General features: G+C 62.8%; 14 protein-coding genes. 7 read left to right on the forward strand and 7 right to left on the reverse strand.

What is annotated here, in order from left to right; genetic code table 11:
* Nucleotides 1-310 precede the first annotated feature (310 nt).
* Nucleotides 311-763 (reverse strand): pyridoxamine 5'-phosphate oxidase family protein, encoded by a 453-nt coding sequence (locus M9890_12030; GenBank protein MCO5177679.1) that lies wholly within the window; start codon nucleotides 761-763, stop codon nucleotides 311-313.
* Nucleotides 760-1,116: a VOC family protein gene (locus M9890_12035; protein ID MCO5177680.1), complete on the reverse strand. Its 357-nt coding sequence runs from the start codon at nucleotides 1,114-1,116 to the stop codon at nucleotides 760-762. Before M9890_12035 ends, M9890_12030 begins: the two co-directional genes overlap by 4 nt.
* Before the next feature lie 134 nt (nucleotides 1,117-1,250).
* Between M9890_12035 and M9890_12040 the strand changes: the two genes are divergently transcribed.
* The 3 genes from M9890_12040 (at nucleotide 1,251) to M9890_12050 (ending at nucleotide 3,936) form a co-directional block, all read left to right on the forward strand.
* Nucleotides 1,251-2,150, forward strand: coding sequence for a sigma-70 family RNA polymerase sigma factor (locus M9890_12040; protein ID MCO5177681.1), 900 nt, complete (start codon nucleotides 1,251-1,253; stop codon nucleotides 2,148-2,150).
* Between the two features lie 71 nt (nucleotides 2,151-2,221).
* Nucleotides 2,222-3,244, forward strand: coding sequence for a succinylglutamate desuccinylase/aspartoacylase family protein (locus M9890_12045; GenBank protein MCO5177682.1), 1,023 nt, complete (start codon nucleotides 2,222-2,224; stop codon nucleotides 3,242-3,244).
* Nucleotides 3,245-3,564: 320 nt separating this feature from the next.
* Nucleotides 3,565-3,936 carry a VOC family protein gene (locus tag M9890_12050; protein MCO5177683.1) on the forward strand — a complete coding sequence of 124 codons (372 nt, stop codon included), beginning with the start codon at nucleotides 3,565-3,567 and terminating at the stop codon, nucleotides 3,934-3,936.
* 284 nt (nucleotides 3,937-4,220) lie between these two features.
* Here M9890_12050 and M9890_12055 read toward each other — a convergent pair whose 3' ends face one another.
* A complete protein-coding gene (locus M9890_12055) occupies nucleotides 4,221-4,817 on the reverse strand; it encodes a DUF5317 domain-containing protein (protein MCO5177684.1) in 597 nt (198 codons plus the stop codon).
* The gene (locus M9890_12060; GenBank protein MCO5177685.1) at nucleotides 4,814-6,133 is read right to left on the reverse strand and encodes an HD domain-containing protein; all 1,320 of its coding nucleotides are present in this window, start codon (nucleotides 6,131-6,133) and stop codon (nucleotides 4,814-4,816) included. Before M9890_12060 ends, M9890_12055 begins: the two co-directional genes overlap by 4 nt.
* A gap of 1,968 nt (nucleotides 6,134-8,101) precedes the next feature.
* On the opposite strand from M9890_12060, the gene M9890_12065 reads away from it, so the two are divergent.
* Together M9890_12065 and ndk are read left to right on the forward strand one after the other, a co-directional pair.
* Complete coding sequence (locus M9890_12065) at nucleotides 8,102-8,863, forward strand: tetratricopeptide repeat protein (protein MCO5177686.1); 762 nt, start codon at nucleotides 8,102-8,104, stop codon at nucleotides 8,861-8,863.
* A 113-nt stretch (nucleotides 8,864-8,976) separates the two neighbouring features.
* A complete protein-coding gene (gene ndk / locus M9890_12070; GenBank protein MCO5177687.1) occupies nucleotides 8,977-9,435 on the forward strand; it encodes a nucleoside-diphosphate kinase in 459 nt (152 codons plus the stop codon).
* A 483-nt stretch (nucleotides 9,436-9,918) separates the two neighbouring features.
* Here the strand turns inward: ndk and M9890_12075 are convergent, their stop codons facing one another.
* The 3 genes from M9890_12075 to M9890_12085 form a co-directional block, all read right to left on the reverse strand.
* Nucleotides 9,919-10,392 carry a hypothetical protein gene (locus M9890_12075; protein ID MCO5177688.1) on the reverse strand — a complete coding sequence of 158 codons (474 nt, stop codon included), beginning with the start codon at nucleotides 10,390-10,392 and terminating at the stop codon, nucleotides 9,919-9,921.
* A 95-nt stretch (nucleotides 10,393-10,487) separates the two neighbouring features.
* Nucleotides 10,488-11,132, reverse strand: a complete 645-nt coding sequence (locus M9890_12080) for a membrane protein (protein MCO5177689.1) — start codon at nucleotides 11,130-11,132, stop codon at nucleotides 10,488-10,490.
* 3 nt (nucleotides 11,133-11,135) lie between these two features.
* Complete coding sequence (locus M9890_12085; GenBank protein MCO5177690.1) at nucleotides 11,136-12,677, reverse strand: MATE family efflux transporter; 1,542 nt, start codon at nucleotides 12,675-12,677, stop codon at nucleotides 11,136-11,138.
* A 408-nt stretch (nucleotides 12,678-13,085) separates the two neighbouring features.
* Here M9890_12085 and M9890_12090 point away from each other — a divergent pair, with 408 nt between their 5' ends.
* Nucleotides 13,086-13,835, forward strand: a complete 750-nt coding sequence (locus M9890_12090) for an ABC transporter ATP-binding protein (GenBank protein MCO5177691.1) — start codon at nucleotides 13,086-13,088, stop codon at nucleotides 13,833-13,835.
* A gap of 68 nt (nucleotides 13,836-13,903) precedes the next feature.
* A complete protein-coding gene (locus M9890_12095; protein MCO5177692.1) occupies nucleotides 13,904-17,173 on the forward strand; it encodes an FtsX-like permease family protein in 3,270 nt (1,089 codons plus the stop codon).
* Nucleotides 17,174-17,426: the final 253 nt, after the last annotated feature.

A 17,426-nucleotide genomic window follows, 5' to 3' on the forward strand; every position in this document is an offset into this window, starting at 1 on the left:
TGGCTGTCGGCGGCGTGCAGCGTCAGCGTCGGCTTGTCCGTCGTCGTGGCCATGCTCGTCCAATCTGTCTGTTTCAGTGGGAGATATCCTGGCGATAGCAGCGGCGTTTGGAGTCTATCAATTGGTGGGTTGAGGAGCGGCAGCCAGCCATCTTGAGCGCACGCGAAAGGTCTCCCCTGCGCCCGATGGCATCACACAGGTGGGAGATTTCTCGCTGCGGCTCGAAATGACAGATTTCGGGAGTGGCTGCCTCCCCTGAAACCTGTCATTTCGAGGCTGCAGACGAAAAGGCCGCCCCTCGCGTTCCGTGTTACACCAACCACTGCCCATCGCGCATCAGGTCGCGACCGGACAGCTCGTTCGACTCGCGCCAGGCCTGGATACGCTGCGGCGTGATGCGGAACCAGCAGTATCTGGTGGTCAATGTGCGCGGATCGAAGCCGGTGCGCTTGGCGAAGCTGTCCCCCTGCTCCGTCGGCAGTGCGTCGATCTCGATGACGGCGACGGAGCCGTCGATCATCGTGACGTCGCGGGTGTCGCCGAGGCCCAGCCGGACCGCTCCGGTCGCCGCCATGTTGCGGCCAGTCGGGCTGTCGGCTGGCGTGGCCAGCAGCAGCGACGCGCCGTCCCAATCGAACGACAGGGGGATCAGGAACGGCTCTCCGGTTGGGGAGGCGGTCGCGACCCACAGGTCGACATCGTGGGCGAGCCGATGCTCAGTGTCTTGGCGGCGCTGCGCGTGTGTGCGCGATTCGGGTCTCATCGGTCCTGCAGCACGCCGACGACATTGCCGTCGGCGTCTGACACGGTTGCCACGACACGGCCACCACCGACCTCGCGGGGCGGCTGCTGAACCGTCGCGCCGGCGGCGGTCAGCTCAGCCAGCTTGGCTTCGATGTCCGGCACTTCCCAATAGGCGACCGGCGCGGGCATCCCCTGCTCCTTGCCGCCCGGTACGAGGCCGACGTGCTCTCCGGCTACGTCGTAGCCAACGTAGTACGGGCTATCCTGCGCCGGTGCAACGCCGAGCAACGCGGTGTAGAACGTTTTGGCCGCGTCCACATCGCTCACGGCATGCAGAATAGTCTTGATACCCTTGGTCTCGGAACTGGTCACGGGTCCTCCTGACTGAGCCGTTCGTTCGCGGCACCTGTCTGGCATGGCTCGTATCGAGCGCTCATAATGGTGCCGAGGGGCCACATCTGCCCCTTCATCACCCTGACGAAATGCAGCACAGAAATGTGACACAGGTGCAGGATACTGACACACGCGCAGCACAGTTTGAGACGCATCGCCCGCATCTCCGCGCGGTGGCGACACGATTGCTGGGGTCGCCGACCGAGGCGGATGACGCCGTTCAGGAGGCGTGGCTGCGGTTCGATCGGGCCGACGATACGCAGATCGAGAACCTGGGTGGCTGGCTGACGACGGTCGTCAGCCGCATCTGCCTCGATCATCTGCGGTCGCGCTCGTCGCGCGGCGAAGAGCAGGTCGATGCTGAGCTGCTGGAGGTTGGCGATGGTGACCCGGGCCCAGAGGATTCCACGATTCTGGCCGAGTCAACAGCCGAGGCCCTGGCAGTTGTGCTGGATGCACTGACGCCGATCGAGCGCGTGGTTTTCGTGCTGCACGATGTCTTTGCCGTGCCGTTTGAGGAGATAGCCGCGGTCGTCGATCGCACGCCGGCCGCTGCTCGCCAGATTGCGAGCCGGGCTCGACGACGCGTGCGTCCTGCTGTCGACACGCCAGATCCGCAAGCGCTGAATGCGCAGCGTGAGCTGGTGAGTGCGTTCTTCGATGCTGCGCGGAACGGTCGGTTGGAAACGCTGCTCCACCTGCTCGCGCCGGACGTGGTGGTTCGGGCGGACGCCGCAGCGGTTGCGCTGGGCACCAGCCCGGAGACGGTCGGCGCGCGCGTCGTCGCGGAGTGGTTCTCCGGTCGGGCGGCCGCGGCGCGTCTGGCACGCGTCGACGGCCAGTGGGGCGCAGTCTGGGCACCGGGCGGCAAGCTGCAGGTTGTCTTTCGCTTCACGCTAGCGGACGATGCGATCGCCGGGATTGAGCTGATCGGCGATCCGCAGGCACATGCGGCGCTCGACGTGGACATCGAGCGCCATCAGCGGCGCGGGCGATCGAGCAATACGCGCTGAATCGACGCGACCCGCGCGAATGCCTGCTACCATGCCGCGAAACGCGACGCTGCAACAGGTGGGGGTGCGAAATGGGGCAGCCCGCATCGGCGGTGTTTCCCTGGTCGGTGGTGCCCGAGCCGGGTGCCGGAGAGAAGCGCACAGGCTACATCCGCTGGCGCGATGACGCATTACGCGGCTGGCAGTGGCCATACATCGCCGTGCGCGGCCATGAGCCGGGCCCGGCGGTGGCGATCACGGCGGCGGTGCATGGCGGGGAATACCCAGGCATCCTCGGCGCGCTGCGGCTGGCCCGTCTGTTGCAACCCGAACGCGTCTCCGGGTCGCTGCTGATCCTGCCGGTCGTCAACCAGTCGTCCTTCTGGGCGCGCTCGGCGTTCCTCACCCCGCCCGACGGCAAGAACCAGAATCGCGTCTTCCCCGGCAACGCCCTCGGCACCGCCACCGAGGTGTTGGCCTGGCGGCTGATGGAGGAGGTCGTTGGCCCGGCCGACGTGCTGATTGATCTGCACAGTGGCGATGTCTTCGAGACGCTGGCTGCCCACGTCGTGCGCTACGAGATGGGCGATGCGGAGACCGATGCGCTGACGCAGGCGATGTGCGACGCGTTCGGGCTGCCGTTCGCAATCACCTATCCGCGACCGACTCGTTCGGGGAGCCTGTCGGCGAACGCCGCGCTATCCGGCGCTGCGACGATTGTGGTTGAGGTTGGCGGCAATGGGCTGGCGAGCGACGAAGATGTTCAGACGGTCTTTCAGGGGCTGATCAATGCGCTCCGCGTGGCCGGTGTGCTCGGCGGGCTGGTGCCTGAGACGGACGTGCGCTGGTTGCAGGCCGGCTGGCAGCTTATTGCGCCGGCCGATGCGCTCTGGCGTTCGGCGGTGACGGTCGGCACGCCGGTGACGAAGGGTAATGTGCTGGGCACGCTGACCGATCAGCTCGGGGAGGAGCTTGCTCATCCGACCGCCGAGGTCGACGGCATAGCGCTCTATACAATGAGCTCGCTGGCGGTGCGCGATGGTGATCCTCTCGTCTATGTCGCGCCGCCGCTCGATCGCGAGAGGAAGGGTGCCGGCCTGACCTCGGTTGGTTGACAGAGGGGGTGGAGGACCAGGCCGGTCAGGGGTGGAGCGGCGTGACCGCGCCGTCCGTTCAGTGGAAGGTTCGCGGGGGTGGGGGGACTCCCCGCGCGGTGATCGTTCGCTATTCCGTGGCGCTCTCGGTGCTTCGTTGCATTCCGGTGGCCATGCGCCGACGGGTTCCGGACCATCGCATCCGGCAAGAACCGGGTATGCTCATATACTAGGCGGGTACTCAGTGACTGGGTATCCGTCGTGAGGACAGTTGGGTGATTCCGGCTGGACGGCCTGATCCCTGTCCGGAGGGACAGGCGGCGCATGGAGGGGGCAATGTCGTGCTGATCTTCGACCGGCTTGTGCTGGACGTCGCGTACCTCGATCGCGCCATATCCTTTTACACAGACATGCTCGACTTTGAGCTGGTGACGACGGCAGATTGGCACGGCCACCGGACGGCGCTCGTCCAGCTCGGCGCACTCCATCTGCTGCTGCTCGAACAGCCAAATAGCGCGAACCCCCTGAATCTGCCAAAGTCCGGCCCGGTGATGACGCTCTCAGACGCGCACATCGACGATCGCTACGCCGTGCTCGAAAGAGCCCACGTCGAGATCCTGGCCCCGATCGCCGCCTCCCCCTGGGGTGGCCGGTCGTTCCTGCTGCGTGACCCCGATAGCTACCTGATCGTGATTCAGGAACCAGCCAGCTAACGCAGATTCGCACCCACCGCATTCGTAGGGGGCAGTGCTCGCGCTGTCCGTCGCGGGGAGCCAACGCCCAAGGGGCACCCGGGCCATGGCGACCCCCGCGCCGAATAAGCAGACCCTCGGAGAGCGACGTGTCTTCCGCTCCCTCCGTACGGACAGGACCCGGGTCCTGTCCGTACGGAGACATAAGCGGCCGTCGCGCTTTTCGACGCGCTGCAGGATCGCGCGGGAGAGTCGCCTCACGGCGATGACAGCGCCAGCGCTGTCCGTACGGAAGAATGGCGAGATCAGGTTGTTGGCTGGCGTTCTTCTGTGTTCTGCTCTTGGGCAGGTGCATGAACGCAGGACGGCGAGGGCTGCGCCGAGGGCCAGCACGGATGTCGCCGATGGAAATGACGTTGGCGAGCGGCCAGCCTTCCGGGATGGCGATGCTCGCGGAACAGCAGGCGTGTGTCGTCATCGGCGATGATGCTATTGGTGAGCACCCAGTCGTCACCGGGTTCGGCCGCCTCAGCGCGTTCGACGGTCTCCAGCTTGCCGGCTCGGTCCAGTGCTGCTTCGGTTGAGGGCATGAAGCCGCCGTTGGCGATGATAACCAGCGCATTCAGAGCCGCGCCGATGGCCATGATCTTCATGCCGGGGATGCTCAGGTTCAGCAGGATCGCCGCCAGGCTGGCCAGCACGGTGCCGATGTAGATGTACTGGCCGTTGTCCTGTATGAAGCTGCGCGTGCCGAGGAGCGGTGTGAAGATCAGGACCTGGACGAATGCCGCACCGAAGAAGAGGGGCAGCGCCCGCAACCGCGCCTGGTGCGCCTGGCCGAGCGACCCGCCGGTCAGATAGCCAACAATGAGCGCCAAGCCAATAGCAAGCAGCAGGATCATGAGGAGGCAGTTGCAGTCGCGCGTTCGTTGGCCGGTTCGTGCTCGCTGTTGATTGAACGAACCTTCGACCACTTGTCGACCACCTGCAGGAAGCTTCCCACGACCTGCGGATCAAACTGCGTCAGCGCGCTACTGCGAATCTCGTCGATCGCGACCTGGCGGGGCAGGCCATCGCGGTATGGGCGCGAGCTCGTCATCGCGTCGTAGGTGTCAGCGACGGCGATGATCCGTGATGCCAGCGGGATGCGCGCGCCAACGAGGCCATCCGGATAGCCCTTGCCATCCCAGCGCTCGTGATGCGACCGGACGATGCTCATCTCGTGGCGGAACTGACTGTACGGCTTGAGCAGTTGCTCCCCGACCACTGGGTGCGACTTCATCTGCTCCCATTCTTCGTCGGTCAACTTGCCGTCCTTGTGCAGCACTTCGTTGCCGATGCCGATCTTGCCGATGTCATGGACGCGGGCGGCCAGCCGCAGGCGCTCCATGTCGCGCTCGTTCAGTCCGTGGACTTCAGCGATCTGCATGGATAGCTCGGCGACCCGTCGGGAGTGGTCGGCGGTGTAGGGATCCCGGCGGTCGATGACATCGGCCATCGTGATCATCGCTTCCTGCGTCTGGCGCTGCAAGCGATGGATCATCTCGAAGGCAATGAAGGTGGTAACTGCCGGAATGATCAGCAGCGGGGCAAGGGCTGGGACAGTTTCCCAGACAACGGCGAGCAGCACACCGACGACTTCCAGACAGATGAACGGCAGCGTGACCGGCGTGTCGTTCGTCAGCCAGATGTACTTCAGCGATCGGTTGCCGATCAGCGCCAGAGTGATGTCGGTCAGCAGGACGTTGATGGAATAGAAGGCAAGCACCATCGCGATGACGATGACCAGCGTCAGGAGCGTGGCGGGTGCATCGGTGACGCGCGTGTTCCCGAAGGCCAGATACCAGATCAGTCCGGTCAGGCCGAAGGTTAGCGCGAAGTTTGATGCGTTGAACAGGATCGAGAGCAGCTGCTTGCGATTGCGGAGATCAGCAATGATGACGGTGGTCATGCCGACGATCGCGGCAATCGGGTACGGAAGCATGAAGACCATCGCCATGTACGCGACGGTTGAAAAGCTCGTTTCGCCGCCGATGACGAGTGGAAAGTCGATGAACTCGAGCGCCAGGCTCGCCAGACCGAGCACAACGGCGGTCACCAATACCGACCGCGTCAGCTCGACATCAACGATGAAAAGTGATGTGCCGAGGAGAGCGACCGTCGCTGCGGTCAACGTCAGGATGAAGATGATTGCGCTGACCGGGAAGCTCCTGCGCACCAGGTGCTCCATTCCATGCGAGTCCGTGCGAGGTCGGATCGTAATACAGGTTGATGCAAATACCTGCTGCACGGCAGTACTCGTGAACTTCGGCGTAGACGATCACTCTATATGGTACAGATGATCCCGGTTTCGCGCACGAGGAATTGCTGCGGATCCGGCAATTGCCGGGGGCCTTTGGATAGATATGGTGCGTTCAACTCGTTACAGGATCTTATGCGGCGCGCCGGATGCGATAACGAGAGAGAGCAGTCCCGCGATCCAGAACAGCGTCGGACGAACGCGAACGATCAGCTTCTGCACGACAGTATCTCCTTCAGAATCAATGTTCGTGTGACAGACGACGGCGGTTAGATCGAACCTAGAGGATCTTGTGCGGTGCTCCCGAAGCGATAACGAGCGAGAGCAGGCCGGCAATCCAGAACAGTGTCGGTCGCATGCGGGCGATCAGCTTCTTCATCACAGTTCCCTTCAACGCTGTGAATGGCGGATCTTCAAGTTGGGTGGCAGAATTAGAGGATCTTGTGTGGAGCGCCGGACGCAATCACCAGTGACAGCAGGCCGGCAATCCAGAACAGGGTCGGGCGAACGCGAGTGATCAGCTTCTGCATCTCTATGCTCCTTCGAGGGGTTATGACGTGCGAACGTGACAGCGCGTGTGGCTCTACAGGATCTTGTGCGGTGCGCCGGATGCGATCACTAGTGACAGCAGGCCGGCAATCCAGAAGAGCGTTGGGCGAACACGGGTCATGAGCTTCTGCATGTGGTTTTCTCCTTCGGAATCGAGATTTACGTACCGAGCGAATGCCAATCGGTCGACGTTAGAGGATCTTGTGCGGCGCTCCCGAGGCAATGACGAGCGAGAGCAGACCGGCGATCCAGAACAGCGTTGGGCGAACGCGGATGATGAGCTTCTGCACGGGGCAACCTTTCACGGGCTCAGGCTTACGGACTTGACAGATGGGTGGATTTACAAGATCTTATGAGGTGCGCCGGACGCGATGATGAGCGAAAGCAGACCGGCAACCCAGAAGAACGCGGGACGGACGCGGGAGAATCGAGAAGTCATTACCTGGCTCCATCTACGTAACACGACGCGTGTTACGATCAACCGAAGAGTCCGTTGAGCGTGAGAATCTTGTGCGGAGCGCCGGACGCAATGATGAGTGACATCAAACCGGCGATCCAGAACAGAGCGGGGCGGATGCGAATAACCTGTCGACGCATGAAATCCTCCTTGTGCGGCTTGCGTGTTACGATCAACCGAAGAGTCCGTTGAGCGTCAGAATCTTGTGTGGAGCGCCTGAAGCAATGATGAGTGACATCAGACCGGCGATCCAGAACAGCGCAGGGCGGACACGAATAAGTTGGCGACGCATGAAATCCTCCTTGAGACAAACGACGAACGGTGTACCGATCGGTTGGTGTTCTCGGGGTCACAAGATCTTATGCGGAGCTCCCGAGGCTATGACGAGTGATACGAGGCTTGCTGACCAGACCAGTGCTGGCCACAGACGTTTGAGGTGCGACATGTGTTGACCCAATCCCCCTTAGATGAATAAACTGTAACCCCGTTTTTGACGTTGACACTACACTATCAGAATCAGCGTGGCGCGGCAATCGCGTCGGGCCGTATTCGTGTACGCGAATTCTGCGCCAGGTGCGGAACGCTGAAATTGTATCTGCTATACATGACGCCCGCGCCAAATCGCATTCCGTGTGGAACCTGACCTGAACCGGGTACCATTGCTCCGGGCCACGCATGCCCCGGTCTATCCGCTTCGAAAGAAACCGGGAGAGCCACCGCAATATGGATGCCTGGATGTACATCGTTATCGTTGGGATGTTCGTGCTGGCCGCTGTTGGTACGGTCTGGATCACCCTCTGGACGATCAAGCGCACCGGCGGATACCGTCGTCCCGAGCCACCCGATCAGACACGCAAGCCGGAATAGCTCGATCGTGGCAGATGCCTGACTCCGTCACTCCCCTCGCGCGCGACCTCGCCGCTGCTCGCGATGCGCTGACTCAGGGCGACGACGCCCGAGCGGCGGCAATCTGCGACGCACTGCTGGATCGCTATCCGTCGTATGCCTCCGCCTGGCTCGTTCGTGCCGACATCGCGTTGCACCGTGACGATGCCAATGCTGCGGAAGCTGGCTATGCCGCTGCGCTGGCCGGACGACCGGACTGCTCGGCTGTCTGGTTCGGCCTCGGCCGAGTCGCCGAGTTGCGTGGCCGGCTCGATGACGCTCTTGCATTCTGTCAAGTCGCCTGGGAGCTTGCGCCGCAGCATCGCAACCTCCGGGCGCACCTCACCCGCCTGTCCTCCGAGCGCACCGGCGTGGATGGCGTGCTGCAGCTATCCAGCCCGGCGCTGGCGACGCTCCACGCGCAGGCCGGTCGGCACGAGCGAGCGGCACGCGAATTTCAGGCAGCGCTCGCTCGCCTCCCCGATCGTGTCGATCTGCGCCTGGGCTTGCTCGCCTCGCTCTGGCATCTGGGGCTCGATGACGATGCCGCCTCGGTGGCCGATGCGGTTCTGCAGTCGCACCCGCTCGCCGCGCCCGCTTTGCTGATTCAGGCAGACATCGACCAGCGTAGCGGCCCCGGCATCCTCGTCGATCGGCTGGTGCGTCGCCTGCGTGCGGTTGATCCGGCCGGCGATCTCGTCCAGTCCACTCAGGATGCACACCCGCAGATCGACCTGAGCTGGCTTGCGCCGGCTTGAGGCCGGGACGCGAAGGCCGTGTGATAGGCTTTTTCGCTGGTCGCGACTGGGCGATTGTCCGCCCACGCGACTGTTCAGAGGCGGTCATGACAAGGGATGCAGGGAGAAGACGGGTGGCATTAGAACGGACGCTGATCATTCTCAAGCCCGACGCTGTCCAGCGTGGTTTGATCGGTGAGATCCTGGGTCGAATCGAGCGTCGGGGCCTGAAGTTTGTCGGGCTCAAGCTGATGCAGATCGATGCCGAGCTGGCCGAGCGCCACTACGGCGTCCACAAGGGCAAGCCGTTCTACGAGGGGCTGATCGAGTACATCACCTCCGGGCCGGTCATTGTCGGTGTCGTCGAAGGTCCGTCGGCGATTGATGCCGTGTCCAACCTCGTTGGCGCGACCAACCCGGTCGCCGCTGCGCCCGGCACGATCCGCGCCGATTTCGCGGTCACCATCGGTCGCAACCTGATCCACCGCTCCGACGCCGCCGACACGGCTGCCCACGAGGTCAGCATCTTCTTCAGCGAGGATGAGATCAACGCCTGGGACCGCGACGTCGATCGCTGGATCATCGAGGACTAGCGTCAGGCTGAGTGGGTTGTCAACGCCAAACTGGCAGGCGCGGCAACATCCCCTTTCTTCTGTCATTTCACGCCTGGGAGCCAACGCCCAAGGGGCACCCGGGCAGCCGAGAAATCACCCCTGCGTTGGACTGAGTCAGACGGGCGGGAGATCTCTCACTGCGGTTCAAGATGACAGGATAAGGGGTTGGTTGCCATTTCAGCGGGCCGTCATTGCCGGCAATGTCGAGCAGTTCGGTCCGGCAGCCAATCCCGCCCTCTGTCATTTCACGCCCAGAGGGCACCCGCGCAGCCGAGAAATCTCTCCAACGTTGGACTGAGTCAAACGGGCGGGAGATCTCTCACTGCGGTTCGAGATGACAGGAATCGGGGTTTGCTGCCGGCCGGACAATCTGACATTGACAGCGCACTGAGTACAGGCAATGCAACGCCCCACTGGTCATGATCGGTGGGGCGTTCGCTGTACGGCCAGATTGGCCCGCCGCTATGAATCGACGCGGTAGATGCGCGTCTGCTGGCGGTTCCAGCGATTCTGCAGGCGCGACATTGATCGGCGGGCGTCGCGGAAGTTGTAGTCGTCTCCGATGTCTTCGCGCAGGATCTCCGGGCGCCCGGCGAACTTCTCGGTGTTGGCCATCGAGAGCGCGTCGACGCGCAACTGCATCCAGTGCGTCTCGGTAAACAGGTCGGTGCCATCGGTCATGAAATACAGGCCGAAGTTTGGTGACAGCGTGATGCCGAAGACTCCGGAGCGCTCAACGTTGTCGACGATGAGCGGGTAGCCGGCCGTGGATCGACCGCGATACTCGTCCGACGCGGCCACCAGCAACGGCAAGACCTGTGAACGGAGCTCGTTCAGCCGGGTAATCGGATCGACGGTCGGCTCAGAAGCGGTCACGACGGCTGTCTCCGTCTGCTCGCTACCGGTGTCCTGATTGGTTGTTTCGCTCGCAGACATGTCCCCACCCCTGTTCCGGGCGTTCCGTACATTCGCCCACGTATCCGCTAGTATGGCAACTTGCTGGCGAACCTGTCCAGCCAACCGTGCAACGATCATGCCTTTGCCGTCTGTGCGGCCGATCTGTTCGGCCCGACAATCCGCACGCCGAGCAGGCGGAAGAACCAGTCGACGGAGAATCCAACCAGCATCGAGAAGATGATCGTGCCGATGCCGAAGTCGCCGCCAAGGATGATGCCAAACACGACCGCTGTCACTTCGATCATCCAGCGGGCGATCCCCAGACGCAAGCCGGTGCGGCGATGGACGACCAGCATGAACGAGTCGCGCGGACCGGCACCGAAGCCGGCCTTGATATATAGCGCCGACCCCAGCCCGATGACGATGACCGACGCCAGCAGCATCGCGATGCGCACCGGATAGCTCTCGGCTTCAGGAATGACACCGCTCCACAGGATGAGATCGAGGAACGAGCCGATCAGGATCATGTTCGCCAGCGTGCCGAACCCCGGCCGGATACCGCCTGCCCACGAGACGAGCAGCATGACGAGGCCGACGATCTGGGTAACGATGCCGATCGAGAGCGGCGTCTGGCGCGAAATGCCGTCGTGCAGCACGGTCCACGAGCTTGCGCCGAGGTTGCACTGTAGCGATAGCGCCATCGAGACGGCGAAGATGAACAGCCCGGCCAGGAGCATCAGCAGGCGCACGGGAAATGACGAGCGGTTGTCGATGGCCACGCCTTATAGCCCCTTGCGTCGGACGAGGGCATCGGGAGGTGCCTGCCCGGCCCCTGCCAGCTCGCGCTCGGGTTCGATGTACGGCGTGCGGTCAGGCTCGCTGAGCTCCGGGGCGTCGGGAGATTTCGGCCCGAGGCGGCTCGTCAGCCAGCGGCCCTGCCGGTAGCGCCAGATATTCATCATCATCAGGATGAAGTTGTCGGTTGCCATCGCCAGATAGACGCCACCCAACCCCAGCCCCAGCGTGATTGCGAAGGCATAAGCCAGCGGGATACGGAAGATCCACATCGATACACCGGTCGAGATCATCGGGAAGCGCGTGTCACCTGCGCCACGCAGTGCGCCAGCGAGGACAAAGCCGATCGCCTGAATTGGCTGGGCGAAAGCGATCACCCGCAACGCGGCAACGCCGGCGTCGATGATCGTCTGACGATCATCGCCGGTGGCTGATAGCTCCATGATCGGCGTGGCGAAGAGAAAGAACGCCGCGCCCATGACCGACATCCAGACGACGCAGGCGCGCGTCGCGGTGAGGGCTGCGGCCTTGGCTCGCTCGGGATTTTTCGCGCCCAGCGATTGCCCGACCAGCGCCGTGGCAGCCATCGAGAAGCCGAAGCCCGGGAACATCGACAGGAAGACGGCATTCTGGGCGATCTGGTGTCCGGCGGCGACGGCTGTGCCGAGCATGAAGACGATGACGACGAACAGAATCTGCCCACCCGAGCGCAGCAGCGATTCCCCCATCGAGGGGATGCTGATGTCTGCCAGACGCTTCAGATAATAAAGATCCGGCAGCCAGCCGTCGCGACCGGCGATCGAGATGCCCTGCATGCCGCGCAGCAGCAACCAGCCCATGATCGCCGCGCCGGCCATGCGCGAGACGACCTGTCCGATCGCCGCGCCATCCAGCCCCAATCCGGGGATCGGCCCGAATCCGAAGATCAGCGGCAGGGCAACGACGACATTCAGCACGTTGATGCCGGCGGTGACCAGCATTGGTGTGCGGGTGTCGCCGACGCCGCGCAACGCGCCGCCGAGGATGAACATCATCGCCATGAAGACGTAACCGATTGAGGAGATGCGCTGGAATCGCGCCCCGGCGTCGATGACGTTCGTCTCTGCGCCGAGCATTGCCAGCATCGGATGCGCCAGCGCGAAGACGATGATCGCGACGACGATCGACAGGACGAGCCCGGCTGCCGTCGATTGCTTGGCTGCGATGTTGATCCGGTGGTGCTCGCCAGCGCCGAACGCGTGCGCGACGATGACGGTCGTGCCCATCGACAGCGCGAAGAATGCCGAGATGAACAGCATCTGTAGCTGCTGTGATGCGCCAACCGCCGCGACCTCGGCCGATCCGATCCGACTCACCATCAGGATCGTGATCATGCCCAGCACGCTCTGGAGCAGGTTCTCAAGGATCGACGGCCAGGCGATGCGAATGACATCGCGCCGGATCTGTCGTTGGTCGAGACCGTCGTCTTCGTGTGTTATGTCATGTGAGCCATTCGCGCTGGCCATCGAGAAGCGACGTCGAATCGACACGAGGGAAAATCTCCGCTAGATATACGACGCGCGCCCCTGTCTGGGGGCGCGTGAATGACGAAGCCGAATAACCGAGTCAGGCTACCAGCCTGCTCTCGTTTGGTCAAACACGCAGAATCGTCGAACAATTCCGCGTCAGGTCCTTGCGCAGCATCCGGTTGTGCAAACTGGAGCCGAACACAAACCCGAAACGTGTACCTGTCCAAAAGGTCAGCATCCAGCCGTCCCGGAGGACGGTTGCCAGATCCCCAATCGGCCATGAAACCGCATGCGTGCGCCAGGTAGGATTAACGCTGGCTTTTTGCCAGGCGGGCATGTGTGCCAGTATGTCAACTGGCTCAGTGCGTGTCCGTTGTGTCAGCAGCCCGTTCTGCATCTGGCAGCAGTCACCGAAGGGAAAGATAGCGTATGTCGACGTCGACAGACACCATGGTCTCCGAGAATCCTGCCACTGCCGCCACGGATCAACCGATCATCAAGGCGACCGGGGTTATCAAGACATATCATACCGGTAAGGTCAGCGTCCCGGCGCTGCGTGGTCTCGACATCCAGGTTAATCGTGGCGAGATGGTCGCGATCATGGGCGCTTCCGGCTGCGGTAAGACAACGCTGCTCAACTGCCTGTCTGGTCTGGATACGATTGATGAGGGCGAGATCCTCATCGCCGGCCAGGACCTCGCTCACCTGCCGGACGACGACCGCACCGAGTTCCGCGCCCGCAATATGGGCTTTGTCTTCCAGTTCTATAACCTGCTGCCGGTCCTTTCGGCGGCGGAGAATGTCGAGCTGCCGCTGCTTGTGTCCGGCGTCAAGCCGAAGCAGGCGCGCGAGCGCGCGCTGAAGATCCTCGACCGCGTTGGACTCGGCGAGTGGGCAAACCACAAGCCGGCCGAGCTCTCCGGCGGTCAGCGGCAGCGCGTCACGATCGCACGCGCCCTGGTCAACGAGCCGGCCATCGTCTGGGCCGACGAGCCGACTGGTGACCTCGATAGCGAAACGGCCGATGACGTGATGGATCTGATGATCGAGCTGAACAAGACGCAGCAGCAGACATTCGTCATCGTCACCCACGACCCGCGCATCGGCGCAATGACGAACCGCATCGTCCGGATGAGTGACGGACGCGTCATTTCCGATGGCCTTCCTGCCGATCACTAGCCAACAACGTCACGCGTTCGCGTCGGATGTAAGGACAGCGCAGTCCAGCGTGCCTGAGGGGGACCTTCGTGGATAGTATTTTCGGGCTGTCGATGACGACAATCATGATCGTGGTCCTCGCGATCATGGGGTTATGTCTATTGACAACCGTCGTCATCGCACTGAAGAATCCAGTCATCTTCCGGATGGCGATTCGGAATATTCCGCGCCGCAAAGCCCAGACCGTCCTGATCATGGTCGGTCTGATGCTGGCGACACTGATCATCGCCGCCTCACTGACCACCGGTGATTCGATCGACCACTCCATCACCAGCTCGACCTATAAGGGCCTCGGTCAGGTCGATGAGACGGTCGCGTTCGTCGGCAACTCCGGCGGCGAAGGCACGATCGCCGTCAACAACCTGCCGATCGATGCCTCCATTGCCGATCAGCTTGAGGCTGCGCTGGCCGACAATCCTGATATTGAAGCGGTCATGCCGGTGCTGACCGAATCTGTGCCGATTCTCAACGTCGATAAGCGCCTCTCGGAGCCGTCCGTAGTCATGACCGGCGTCGATCCGGCCCGCGTCGAAAGCTTCGGTGGCCTTGAGACGCCGAACGGTGACGCGATCGACTTCGCTGCGCTCACGGCGCAGACCGAGCCGCTCCCCGCTGATGCCGCCGCGTTGCTCGAGCAGTTCGCCGCAGAGGTACCGGGCGGTCTCTCGATCGACCCGGCATCGCTCGTGGTCCACCCCGTCGTCATTTCGCAGGATCTGGCGAAGGAAATCGAAGCGTCCGAGGGCGACCTGCTCGTCTTCTTCTACAACAATCAGCCGCAGCCGGTGCGCGTTGCCGCAATCGGTCGCGGTTCGCTGATGACCGGTTTCTCCGCCAGTGCGCAGGATTCTCGAATTCTTGGCTTCACCATGCCGCTTGCTGACGTGCAGCAGATCATCGGCCTGGAGGGCAAGGCCCGCTTCATCGCCATCTCGAACCGCGGCGGTATCGAGGACGGTGCAAACCTGACCGATAGCGTCATGCCGGCGATCAAGGACGCCGTCGCCGGGCTGGAGAACGGCGATCAGCTCGGCGTGAACCCAATCAAGCAGGATGCGATCAAGGGTGCCGAGACGTTCGGCAACATCTTCATGAGCCTGTTTATCGTGCTGGGCCTGTTCTCGGTTGCTGCCGGTATCCTGCTCATCTTTCTGATCTTCATGATGCTGGCTGCAGAGCGCCGTTCGGAGATGGGCATGGCCCGCGCGGTCGGCATGAAGCGCGGCCATCTCGTGCAGGGCTTCATCGCCGAAGGGACGGCCTATGATCTCGGCGCGGCGCTGCTTGGTGCGGCGGCTGGCGTTGGCGTCGCCTTCGCGATCGCGATCATCATGAGCCGGATGGTCGGCGACTTCTTCTCGATCAGCCCGCACGCCACCTGGCGCTCGCTGGTTGTCGCCTACGCGCTGGGTGTGTCGGTCACCTTCCTGACGATCATCTTCGCGTCGGTGCGCTCCAGCCGCCTGAATATCGTGGCCGCAATCCGCGACCTGCCCGAGGAAGTCAACTTCAGCCGCGGCAAGCGCCCGGCCTGGACGTGGTGGTCGAAGCTGCCGCGCATTGGCCCGTCGATCGGCATCTCGCTGATCAGCATCCTCTGGTTCCCGCTGGAGGTGATCTGGAATATCCTGCTGATTCCGGTGAAGCTCATCGTCTGGCTGCTGCGCATCCTCGCCCACAATGTCGGCTGGGGCCCATTCCTGACCGTCGTCGGTGCGCTGCTGATGCTCAGCGGTGTGGCCGAGAAGAGCATCTTCCAGTTCTCGACTGGCCTGACATTCGTGGCGCTGGGTCTGTCCCTCTTCCTCAGCCGCTACCTGCCGAAGCGCCCGGTCTACACGTTCTTCGCGGCGCTCATGCTGATCTTCTGGCTGCTGCCGCAGAATTGGTCAAATGCCATTCTTCCTGATCTGGGAAACGGCGGCTTTGAGATGTTCTTTGTCTCCGGCCTGTCGATGGTGACGTTCTCGACGCTCATCATTATGTGGAATGCCGACATGGCCGTTGGCATCATCTCGATGTTTGGCCGGACATTCTCGCGCTGGCTGCCGGCTGTCAAGACCGCCATCGCCTACCCGCTCTCCTCGAAGGGCCGTACCGGCCTGACGATCGCGATGTTCTCGATGGTGATCTTCTCGCTGGTGACGCTGACGACGATCAACGCCAACTTCGTCGAGCTGTTCTCGACCGATCAGGCCGACGCGGGTTGGGACATCTCAGTCACGACCAACCCGGCCAATCCGATCAGTGACCTGAAGGGTGCGCTGGCCGGCAGCGATGTCAATGTCGACGACTTCCAGGCGGTCGGACGCGTGGATAGCATCGCCTTGGAGAATAGCGAGATTCGCAACGTCGGCAGCGAGGACTGGAAGCGCGCGGTCGTGAGCGGAATGGACGCAGCATACATGGATGCTGCTGACATCCCACTGGAGGCTCGCGCCCCCGGTTACGCCACGGATGCCGACGTGTGGGCGGCGCTGCGTTCTGGCGAGAAGGTCGCGATCGTTGATGCCAACACCTTTACGGCAGACGAGTTCGGGAACGACCCGGACGCCTTCGCCGCGCCGAAGGATGTCAGCATCGTGAACGGCACCTTCCCTGCTTTCCAGATCGAGGTCAACAGCCTCCAGTCGGGTGCGACCGAAACCTGGACCGTGATCGGTGCAATCGATTCCAAGGTGAGTACGCTATTCGGCATCTACACCTCGGATCAAGTGTTCGCTTCGGCATTCCCCCAGGCGGACTCCTCGACTCTGTTCGTCCAGCTGTCGCCGTCGGCACAGGGCAACGCCGACTCGATCGCGAAGCAGATCGAATCGGCCCTACTCACGAGCGGCGCGCAGGCCGATTCGATTCAGGACATCCTGGAGAGCTTCGTTGCTGTCCAGAACGGCATCTTCAAGCTGCTGCAGGGCTTCATGGGCCTGGGCTTGTTCGTCGGCATTGCCGCGCTGGGTGTGATCTCGTTCCGCTCAGTCGTCGAGCGCCGTCAACAGATCGGCATGTTGCGCGCGATCGGCTACCAGCGTGGCATGGTGGCAACGTCGTTCCTGCTTGAATCGCTGGTCATCGCTGGCCTGGGCGTAATCAGCGGCACCGTGCTGGCTCTGATCCTCTCCTACAACCTGATCAACGCTGACGACTTCTCCGAAGGTCAGACCTTCACCGGCTTCGTCATCCCGTGGGGCACGGTCCTCTTCTTCGTGATCGCCTCACTCGTCGCCGCCGCGATCATGACCTGGATCCCAGCCCGCAAGGCGTCGTCGGTCCCGATCGCCGAGGCGCTGCGCTACGAATAACCCCATCAGCACAATGTTCCACGTGAAACGGGCGGCCCACATGGGTCGCCTGTTTCGCTTAGCTGCGTGTGGTGTTCCACGTGAAACATCGCTTGACTTCCCCATCGTCTCGTACGGACAGGACCCGGCCCGTCCTCGCCGTGAGGCGACCCGTCGTTTGGATGGTCCCGCCCTGGTGCAACGCCACCGCATCAGGTCCGAAAGGTAGGGGCGTATCGCATACGCCCGGCCAGAAACACGATCATCCGGCACG

The sequence above is a fragment of the Thermomicrobiales bacterium genome, assembly GCA_023954495.1.
Taxonomy (GTDB): Bacteria; Chloroflexota; Chloroflexia; order Thermomicrobiales; family CFX8; genus JAMLIA01.